Source organism: Halobacillus sp. BBL2006 (genome assembly GCF_000786645.1).
Lineage (GTDB): Bacteria > Bacillota > Bacilli > Bacillales > Halobacillaceae > Halobacillus.
Genome location: NZ_JRNX01000201.1, coordinates 1 through 9,868 on the forward strand (window position 1 = coordinate 1; position 9,868 = coordinate 9,868).

General features: G+C 41.1%; 12 protein-coding genes and 1 pseudogene. 8 read left to right on the forward strand and 5 right to left on the reverse strand.

Annotated features, from left to right (window positions below; translation table 11 throughout):
* The first annotated feature begins 284 nt into the window (after nucleotides 1-284).
* The 8 genes from LD39_RS22540 to LD39_RS07055 all read left to right on the forward strand — a co-directional run bounded on the left by LD39_RS22540 (nucleotide 285) and on the right by LD39_RS07055 (nucleotide 5,523).
* The gene (locus LD39_RS22540) at nucleotides 285-440 is read left to right on the forward strand and encodes a hypothetical protein (RefSeq protein ID WP_156112582.1); all 156 of its coding nucleotides are present in this window, start codon (nucleotides 285-287) and stop codon (nucleotides 438-440) included.
* A gap of 224 nt (nucleotides 441-664) precedes the next feature.
* Nucleotides 665-1,123: a DinB family protein gene (locus LD39_RS07030; protein ID WP_035544494.1), complete on the forward strand. Its 459-nt coding sequence runs from the start codon at nucleotides 665-667 to the stop codon at nucleotides 1,121-1,123.
* Nucleotides 1,124-1,369: 246 nt separating this feature from the next.
* On the forward strand, nucleotides 1,370-1,510 hold the full coding sequence (locus LD39_RS23880) for a sortase domain-bontaining protein (protein WP_369793220.1): 141 nt from the start codon (nucleotides 1,370-1,372) through the stop codon (nucleotides 1,508-1,510).
* A 310-nt stretch (nucleotides 1,511-1,820) separates the two neighbouring features.
* Nucleotides 1,821-2,699, forward strand: coding sequence for an SDR family oxidoreductase (locus LD39_RS07035; protein WP_035544497.1), 879 nt, complete (start codon nucleotides 1,821-1,823; stop codon nucleotides 2,697-2,699).
* A gap of 464 nt (nucleotides 2,700-3,163) precedes the next feature.
* Nucleotides 3,164-3,481 (forward strand): PadR family transcriptional regulator, encoded by a 318-nt coding sequence (locus LD39_RS07040; protein ID WP_035544499.1) that lies wholly within the window; start codon nucleotides 3,164-3,166, stop codon nucleotides 3,479-3,481.
* 19 nt (nucleotides 3,482-3,500) lie between these two features.
* Entirely contained in the window at nucleotides 3,501-3,839 is a 339-nt protein-coding gene (locus LD39_RS07045; protein WP_035544501.1) for a DUF1048 domain-containing protein, read from the forward strand.
* A gap of 254 nt (nucleotides 3,840-4,093) precedes the next feature.
* Complete coding sequence (locus LD39_RS07050) at nucleotides 4,094-4,444, forward strand: DUF2200 domain-containing protein (RefSeq protein ID WP_035544502.1); 351 nt, start codon at nucleotides 4,094-4,096, stop codon at nucleotides 4,442-4,444.
* A gap of 437 nt (nucleotides 4,445-4,881) precedes the next feature.
* Nucleotides 4,882-5,523: a hypothetical protein gene (locus LD39_RS07055; RefSeq protein WP_035544505.1), complete on the forward strand. Its 642-nt coding sequence runs from the start codon at nucleotides 4,882-4,884 to the stop codon at nucleotides 5,521-5,523.
* Nucleotides 5,524-5,702: 179 nt separating this feature from the next.
* Here LD39_RS07055 and LD39_RS07060 read toward each other — a convergent pair whose 3' ends face one another.
* From LD39_RS07060 to LD39_RS07080, 5 genes and pseudogenes are all read right to left on the reverse strand, one after another.
* A complete protein-coding gene (locus LD39_RS07060; RefSeq protein WP_035544518.1) occupies nucleotides 5,703-7,103 on the reverse strand; it encodes a PTS mannitol transporter subunit IICB in 1,401 nt (466 codons plus the stop codon).
* A gap of 145 nt (nucleotides 7,104-7,248) precedes the next feature.
* Nucleotides 7,249-7,686, reverse strand: coding sequence for a PTS sugar transporter subunit IIA (locus LD39_RS07065; RefSeq protein ID WP_035544508.1), 438 nt, complete (start codon nucleotides 7,684-7,686; stop codon nucleotides 7,249-7,251).
* A 7-nt stretch (nucleotides 7,687-7,693) separates the two neighbouring features.
* Nucleotides 7,694-8,869, reverse strand: a complete 1,176-nt coding sequence (locus tag LD39_RS07070) for a mannitol-1-phosphate 5-dehydrogenase (protein WP_035544511.1) — start codon at nucleotides 8,867-8,869, stop codon at nucleotides 7,694-7,696.
* Nucleotides 8,870-8,914: 45 nt separating this feature from the next.
* Nucleotides 8,915-9,475, reverse strand: a complete 561-nt coding sequence (hxlB, locus tag LD39_RS07075) for a 6-phospho-3-hexuloisomerase (RefSeq protein ID WP_035544514.1) — start codon at nucleotides 9,473-9,475, stop codon at nucleotides 8,915-8,917.
* Nucleotides 9,472-9,868, reverse strand: a pseudogene (locus tag LD39_RS07080) (ribulose-phosphate 3-epimerase); the annotation flags it as partial. The gene hxlB and the pseudogene LD39_RS07080, both read right to left, overlap by 4 nt.

A 9,868-nucleotide genomic window follows, 5' to 3' on the forward strand; every position in this document is an offset into this window, starting at 1 on the left:
AAAAAATAAAAAGAAGTATAGTAAGCGCTCCATCCAGATCCTTCATGCATTCCCTCCTAAAATAAATTCTTATTTTTAATATATGGCATATTGGAATATTTCACAAAAAATGTTTGTGCTGTCCTAAATGATCAGATACGCATGCCACATAAGAACATTCTTCAGATTATCTTGATTTCAAGTCTTAAACAATCGGGGGCGTTTTCGATATAAGCTTTGTCTCAATACATAGTTAAGAACCGGGTAAGTGTACAAAGAAGAGCACTTGGGGAAGGAGGGGTGAGTTGAGAGCTTTAATAAGTTCAATATTAGCTTTTCTAGTAGTCTGGACAGCCTTTGGATTGATTTTCAATGACTTTGATGAGGGTATCCTCATCTTTACTATTGCTGGTATTATTACGGGTTATAACATTGGGAAAAAGCAAAAAGATAAATTCTAAAATATACTGTTGTTTCTTTACTAGTGAATAATATTATCTTGAAATCGAGTCTTAAACAAACGGAGGCTATTCTTTAGTAATTAGGGAAGAGCTTATTTAGTTCTGAAACTATATGCAATGTTTACTGGTTTTATATGGAAATATAACAACGGGAGGTCCGAGCTGGATGGTTGAGGACGATAAGGTGGAAAGCTAGAATAAAAGGTAAGAGGGGAGATGATGACATGAACGAAGAACAGATTTTTCAACAGTTCAACCTGGTCAGAAAAGCGACCTTGAAGGAAATGGACAGTGTCACAGAAGAACAGGCGGACAAACAACCGGAAGGATTCAGCAACACGATCCGCTGGAACCTCGGTCACATTTACGTGGTGCAAAACTCATTGATTGCTAAGTTCGGCGGCAAGTCGGTCGAAACGCCGTCCCGTTACCTTAAACTGTTCGCACCAGGAACAAAACCTGAGGATTGGCAGGGCGAGGTCCCCCCACTTTCCGATCTGAAGCAAGAGCTTGAGGAACAGCCGTCGAGACTGAAGGAAACGCTCACCGGACAGCTGGATGATGAAGCGGCAGAAGCCTTCTTATCCCTACCGACGGTTGGAGAAATTCTTAATTTCACGTTGTACCATGAAGGGGTACATACTGGCACAATTAAAGCATTGAAAGCAAATACGGCAGAGTAAAAGAGGAAAGCTGACTAGATGTGTTAGTCGGCTTTTTCTTTTGAAACATGTATCAACGTTCAGAATTCTCTTGTGCCATTTTTTCTAGACACCGGACACCCACCTCTCATCTTCTCGCAGAAGTACAGTACGGACAAGGAAATAGACCAATTAACCAATACGTTAGAACAAGGAGAAACCTTTACAGAAGATTCACCTTAAATCGGTCATACCCATTCAATAGCAGGCATCATAGCCATTCCATCGATCAACCTTGAAGGAATATCTAATGAAAATCTTAAAATAGGAATTGGTCATATGGAAAGCACTGCTCCTATAGGAACAGAGGGAAATATAGCCCTGGCCGGTCACCATTCCTATAAAGAGAAAAGTTATTTAATCGATTAAACAAATTTGCTAAAGGGGAATCATGTTAAATCATCACGGAACAGTCTACATTTGACTATGAATTTACGGATCCTGGCCTGGTGAAGCCTTCCAACTTGTCCGTCCTCATCAACCAACGCATTTGATTCTTATTTTAATTACGTGTAATACAGCTGCTTACCTAACGCGTCACCTCATTGTTCAGGGCAGATTTGTGAATCAAGAGGTTCTTTCTAAAGAAAATAATTCTTAGTTGTTTATCCGCGGATTACATACATGCATTAAAAAGACGAAATAATATATAGAAGGAAAACAGAGAGGATGATTACCTGTGAAGAAAGTACTTGTAGCGGGGGCTACTGGTTATCTGGGCCGGCACGTCGTCAAAGAGCTGAAGAAACAAGGATTTTATATCAAAGTTCTTGCAAGAAGTCCAGAAAAAATGAAGATGCAGGGAAAACATCTTGAACCCGCCATTGCAGATGACGTAGATGAAATCGTAGAAGCAGATATGACGGATCCAAAGTCCCTTCAAGGGTGCTGTGACGGCATGGATTATGTATTTACGTCCGTAGGTATAACCAAACCGTCCAGCAAACTTACTTTCATGGATGTCGATTACCAAGGAAATAAAAACCTGCTGAAAGAAGCGGAACGAGCCGGTATAGAAAAATTTATGTACATACACGTATTTAAAGCTGAAGAAATCGAAGGACCGGCAACAGAAGCAAAGCAGCGATTTGTTGATCATTTAAAGAGCGCTAAGGTACCTTATGTCATTGTAAGGCCAACCGGCTACTATTCCGATATGGCTGAATACCTGCAGATGGCTGAAAAAGGCCGCGTGTATTTAATTGGAAGTGGCAACTGCTCCATTAATCCAATTCACGGTAGTGATCTTGCCGCTTTTTGTGTCGATCACTTTGACCGGGAGAACGAGGAAGTGGATGTCGGCGGGCCTGAAGTTCTGACACATCAGGAAATAGCGGAAACGGCGTTTCGCTGCACGGGTAATAAAGTAAAACTTACACATCTTCCTGAAGGTTTTTTAAAACGTATCGTCCACTTAGTCAAATGGTTCAACAAGCCTTATTATGCCCTGGGGATGTTTTTTCTGAATGTGATGACCATGGAACTGGTGGCTCCGTCTCATGGAGAAGTTTTACTTGAATCATTTTTTAAGGAATACTTAAATCATAAGAATAAATAACAATATCCTCGTTTACCCTGGGGTGGAATAAAAATGCTGAGGACCTGAATTGAAAATTACACTTGGATTCGTTTTTAGACGGTGAAGTCCAGAGAAAAACTGTCGGTGAGAGCGATGGCCACGGCCGATGGTTTGATTGGAAATTATAGACGGAGTTCTTAACTGCGCGAATCAATAATGGTTGCCTTTTCTCTAAATGAGGAAATTATTTAACACGCACTTCTACATTATGTAGGTGCGTCTTTTTGCAATGAAGTCCATTGGAAATGAAAGCTTTTATATGCGAAAAACAACAATGAGTAGCCTGAGTATGGCGGACATAGTACAGAGAAAACCCAGAGATAAAGAAAGTTCGGAGATTGACAACTCACACTAATATGTAATACTATATACTAGTAATAAGTAATACAAAATACCAGTAATACAGAGTACTAAAAAACATTAAAATAAAAATGGAGGCAAAAATGAGTAACTTCAGAGAAATGATGAAAGGGGTGCTTGAGGGTTGTGTGCTTGAGATCATCAGCCGTGGCGAAACTTACGGCTATGAAATCACTCAACAACTACGAGAACTGGGCTTCACTGATGTGGTGGAAGGCACCGTTTATACGATTACCATGCGGCTTGAGAAAAATAATTTGGTGGATATCGAGAAAAAGCCATCCACGATGGGACCGCCGAGAAAATTTTACACACTCAATGCAGCTGGGCAAGAGCATCTTAAAATCTTTTGGGACAAATGGGAATTCGTTTCAAGCACAATTAATGAATTAAAAAACTAAATGGAAAAGGAGAAGGACGATGAATATTTTTGAAAAAATTATCGGAAGTTTGGATGACAAGCGGGAATGGAGAGCGATGGAGGCTCGTGCGAAGGCACTTCCAACTGAGTATCATAACGCTTACAAAGCGATCCAAAAGTATATGTGGACAACGGGTGGACCCTCTGACTGGAAGGACACCAGCCGGATCTTTAACGGCATTCTCGACCTCTTCGAGCAAGGCGCAGCGGAAGGTAAGAAAGTTACCGATCTCACGGGTGAGGATGTGGCCACTTTCTGCGACGACCTATTGAAGGACGAGAAAACCTGGAAAGATAAGTATCGCACGAAGTTGAACGATACGATTGGTCGTGGTTAAGGGCGAAATCCTGGAGGTTTCTACGAACCGTTGGGAAAAAAGAAAATTCAATAGTTAAAACCGACTGAATAGCTGGTAATGAATGAGAATGGTCACCTTTACTATTCAGTTCTATTTTTACTCCGGTAGTAAGTTATACAGAATATCAGCAATACTGAGTAGTGGGGGATAGCCAATTTAGCTGCTTTGAGGAATGGAATGCAGAGAAATGATATAATCGGAATAATAAAAACACACGAAAAGGAAGATGGGTAATGCCTAAACATAAGATTTATACCATGAGTTTCGCAAGTGTCTATCCCCACTATGTGAAGAAGGCTGAGAAAAAAGGACGGACGAAAGCAGAAGTCGATGAAATCATCCGTTGGTTGTCGGGGTATAGCCAGGAAGAGTTCGAATCGCAATTGGAGAAAAAGACAGACTTTGAGACCTTCTTTGCGGAAGCGCCTCAAATGAATCCTTCTCGGACCTTGATCAAAGGGGTAATCTGCGGTGTACGAGTGGAAGATATCGATGAGCCAACGATGCAGGAAATTCGCTATTTGGATAAGCTGATCGATGAGTTAGCGAAGGGAAAAGCGATGGAGAAAATTTTGCGGAAATAATCATTAAACCGAAGAAACGTGGGTTCCATTCGTTTACAGACCCATTTCTTCGGTTTATCATCGTCTTCCTATGAACACAGAGGTCCTTTTGTGGGACATTTCGAAGGTTTTCATAGTGTGGCCGAATACTCTAAGTATGGCTCATTTCCCACATTTGAGGAACCGTAACAAATTGGTACCCGTGTCTTTTTAGCATAGGAATAAGCTCGTTAACCGCCTCAACCGTGCCACTTAAATCTTGGCTCCAATGTCCTGCATTGTGCATTAATATGATTGCACCAGGGTGTCCGAAGTCGGGTTCAAATCTAATGAAGTGAAGACTTCTATCATGGACATCAAATTTTTATGAATCAAGACGTCTCCATGTTTATTTCCAGTAGTATAAAGTAATTACTTTTCATAACAAGCTTTTAAGCAACAAAAGAAGGAGGGGGATTATGAAGCGGTTTATCATTCTCATTGGAGTCGTGCTGTTCTTAGTTGCTTGTACATATGAGGGAAGCGGCGAAACAAATAAGAATAAGAAAGAGAGTTCTGGTCAAGGGGCTTCAGCATCTACAGTGAAGGTCGAACCAGCCAAGCTTTCAGAACGTGAACAAAGCTTGGTCAACCAGATCGGTGGAGATTACCAAACTTTCTATACCATTGATGGAAAAGTGGAAGAAGGAGATATACTGGTAACCTCGATTGTAGTGATTAAAGAGGGGGAGAAGGGAGAAGAAGTGCTCTCATCCGTGGCTGGCACGATGGATCAAAAGAAATTTAAAAAAGATCTGCACTCTTTCCAAGTACAAGTTGAGGAGGAAGCCACTTATCTTACCATTGGTTCCCCAAATGGCTATGCAAGAGGATCAACGACAATCCCTGATAACATCACCAGCTTTCTCTTTGAACAAAAGGAAGAAGAAGTAAAGATCAAAAAAGGCGAACCCATTTACATAGGCTACCTGATTGGATCGAGTCAGAGTAGTATGTCCATACAAGCGAATGATGACCTAACTACTTTACCAAAATCGGTGAAGGAGGCGGAGTATGCTGCCGTGTTTAAAGTGGAATTGAAAGAAGAGAAGGATTTGTAATTTGTAGCGATCCTTACCTGTTTTTCAGGTAAGGTAAAATATCGTCCTGAATGACCACCGGGAACCTGTTAGCATGTGATGATAAGTCATTATTGCTTCCTAAACATAAAATAAGAAGGTCTCCAAAGAAACCTTCTTAAACGATACTATTCAATTGAGCTGACTAACGTCATTGCTATTTACTTCTTTTGTAACCTGTCCATTAACTCTTCAAGTGCCGGATCATTTAAATAGTTACTTATTGCGATAATTTCCTTATCAGGGTGCGCTCTTCTCGCTCTTTCCTGTAAGTCTTCATGGACGACGATGATGTCTGAATGTTCGGGAGCCTCTTCTATTCTATAATGTTTGACTTCCATGCCTTCAATATCATTCTTTTGTAATTTTTTTCTGAAGGTGGTGGCGCCCATGGCGCTGCTTCCCGCACCCGCGTCACACGCAAAAGAGATGGTATTAATTTCTTGATCTTTTTGTTTTTGACTAGAGGTAGAAGGTTTTTTGCCTGCTTGCTTCATAGCTTTGGACTTCTCTACAGAATCGGAAATATCTTCATCCTCAGAACTTTTATCAAGTTTCAGAATGAACGCTGTAACTAGGAAGGTTACAACGGTCGCAACAAGTACACCAGAGATGATCCCAATGAAGCTGCCTTTCGGTGTCAGTCCAAGATACGCGAAAATAGAGCCAGGACTTGGTCCGGCGACGAGTCCAGCGTCAAACAAACTGAAAACAGCGATACCTGAAGCTCCTCCGGCAATCATTCCAATTATTGTAAGGGGTTTCATTAATACGTAAGGGAAGTATAGTTCATGAATCCCACCGAAGAAGTGAATAATCATCGCACCTGGTGCGGTTCTTCTTGCCGTCTTTTTGCCGAAGAAAGTGAAGGCCAGCAACAATCCAAGCCCAGGACCAGGGTTGGAAGCAACTGTGAAGTAAATGGACTTTCCTGTTTCTGCGGCAGCTTGCATTCCTAAAGGATAATAAATGCCTTGGTCGATGACGTTGTTTAAGAACAATACCTTAGCCGGCTCATTGATAAGAGATAGCAAAGGCAATAAGCCAGTAGCAACCAGCGCCTCAATGGCTGAGGTGACAAGGTTATTAGCAGATTCTATTGTAGGTCCTATAAAGTAGAAGGATAGAATCATCAATAGGAATCCTAAAATACCTAGCGAGAAATTGTTAACAATCATTTCAAATCCCGCAGGAATTCTATTTTCAATAAGCTTGTCGAATTTCTTGATGACCAAGCCTCCTAGAGGACCAATCACCATAGCTCCTAAGAACATCGGAATATCTGATCCGACGATCAATCCAATAGCCCCGATCGCCCCCATAACGGCTCCTCTTTGTCCTCCAACCATTCGTCCGCCTGTAATGGCTAAAAGTAAGGGGAGTAGGAACTTAATTGCTGGACCGACGATTTGAGCAAGTTCTTCATTGGGAATCCAACCACTAGGTATAAACAAAGCGGTCAATAGTCCCCATGCGATAAAAGCTCCAATGTTCGGCAGGACCATGTTTGTTAAAAAACCACCAAATGCTTGGACTCTGGCGCGCGTAGACGGAGTATTCATCTCTACAACATTATCATTATCCGTTGCATGTGCTGAATCAGCCATATTTGTCATTCCTTTCTGATAATTCAGTAATTTTAAAAGCTGCGATAAGAACTAAAGGAAAAGAAAAAGGTTTGTCTTTCACCGTTCAACTAGAAAAGATCTATTCAACCATTTTTAACACATCTAATACTTCCTGCTCACTACGTGATTCTTCGAGTTTATTTTTAATCTCGTCTTCAATCAAAATAGAAGACAAGTCTGAGATAAGGTCCAGGTGTCCGGTGCTATCCTCAGCTGCTAAAACGAAGAAAGTACGGACCTCTTTATTTTTAGGAAATTGGACAGGTTCCTCAAGTTTTAAATAGGATACGCTTGTTTTTACTACACTGTCCTCATTTTTAGCATGAGGCATCGCAATTCCTGGAACAATAACGATATAGGGGCCATTCGTATTTACATTTTCGATCATATCGTCAATATACTTTGGAGTGATCGAACCACTTTGTAATAGTGGTGCCGCAGCCTTTTGTATTCCATCTTCCCAGGAATCAACGGATGGTAAAAAACGGATATTTCCTTCTAAATATTCGGCTAACATATGAACATCACCTTTCGTTTATGGGTGTTAATGAGTGGTTCTTTCTCAATCGATCATAGTGATCTTTGATTTTTGTCTTTAAGGTCTTCTCCTCGATGCCAGTGAAATGGGCAATAGCTTGTTCGATTCCTTGTTCACGAATATACGATTGGATCGTGACAGATTCCTTATCATTAGGGTTATGAAAGAAGAATGCTGTGGCCACAGCAGCTGTGAGTCTCTCTACCGGTAAGCCCAATTCAAAAAGGACTCTAGTTGGCTTGACCAATCTCTCATCAAAGCCCAGCTTTCTAATTGGCGATCTCCCAACTCGTAATATATCATCACTTATATTAGCATTTTTAAAGCGTCCGATGGTCTCCTCAATGAATTCGCTCATTTCTTCTGCCTTAAAACCATAATGGTGAGTAAAATAACGAGCGGATTCGTTCATCGTTTCTCTTAAGAATTTTTCAATTTCCGGATTCTTCAAGGCGCTCTGAATCGTAGGATAACCCTCTAGAAATGCTGTATAGGCTGTGGCCGCATGGCCCATATTGACGATATACAGCTTCCGTTCAATATACGGTTTTAAAGAATCTACATAGGTGGCGTTTTTTATAGAAGGTAAATCTGAATTGAGTATTCCTTGCTTTTCGATCATCCATTCGTAATAAGGTTCGACAAGGGTGATTTCCCCTTCATTCCTCTTTTCGGATAGGGAAAGTCGGTCAATCGCTGAATTTGGAAACCCAACCGTTGACTGGATCGCATCCATTTCACTTGTCGATACATTTCTACGAATCTCTTCTTTCAATGTTGAAGAAGCATTAATCATATTCTCGTTTGCAATGACATCCACGTGCCCTTTATCGAACTGAATTCTTTTTAACAGGCCTTTAGAAATGACAGGGGCAACCTTTGATAGGTTATCGGCTCCTACAGATGTGGTGATGAGGTCAGCTTCCACGATCGCATCCACCACTTGATCCTGTTTACTGCTATGCAGGGCACAAACAGGGGAAATGCTTTCTACTGTATGATCATCATCTAGTAGTTCCAATGCATATTGGTTGCTGCTATTCATTTGGTTGACTGACTCTTCGTTTACATCAACGAAGCAGAGGTCGAATCCACTTTTATTCAACAGATATCCAATTAAACCTTTACCGATATTTCCTGCACCGAAATGTAGCGCTTTCATCATTGACCCTCCTTTAGAGCCCGTGGGGACTCTTTTGTGAAGAAGTTATTCTAAATTCGCGTGGTATTCCCAAAGGGACTCCAGTTCAATATTCTTATTGTTCACCATCATCAAAGCTAACGTGTCGCCGAGTAATAATAGGCTTTGTTCAAATAAACTTTTCATGGGTTGCTCAGAATGAACTTCTCCAGGAGTATCTACTTTTGAACTTACAGGAATTCTAATAAATAGATCAGAATATTGGCTCATGGAGCTGTCCGGATTTGCACCGATGTGGGCAACTCTCGCGTTATATTGTTTCGCTTTCTCTGCGATGATTAACGGGAATTTTGTTTCACCGCTTCCGGACCCGACAATCAGTAGATCCTTATCTGTAATTGCCGGTTCAGTGATTTCGCCTACAACATAAGTTTTAATGCCGATATGTGCCAACCTTTTGGCTATCGCCTGTAAGGATAAAAGAACCCTTCCGACACCTACAAAAAATACTTTTTCGGCATTGTTAATCTCAATTAATAGTTTATCTACATCATCGCTGTTCACATTGGTTAGACTCGCTGTAATTTCATCGGTTATTTTTTTGGTTGCATAATTGAAGTCGTTCATATTGTTTTAGCCTCCTCCTGTAATCCTGCACGAATCGATTCCTCGATGATCTTTTTGTTGTCCGCTAAGCTATTGTCAGATTTGAATAAACTTGTGCTGCCCGCGACTAAGATATCTGCGCCGGCGTTTACCAACCCGGAAATGGTGTTCATGGAAACACGTCCATCCACTTCGATTTTGGTTTCCAGCCCTTTGGATTTAATCAAATTCGATAAATCTTCTACTTTTTTAGTCGCATAGGAGACTTGCTCTTCGTTTTTATCTGTTGCAAAGCCTGGGTTGATGAGCATCAGTAAAACGGTGTCGCACTGTGGTAATACATATTCCAGAACTGATAGAGGAGTTGCCGGGTTAAGCGCAACGCCGACTTTGGTGTCATGCTTTTTAATTAAA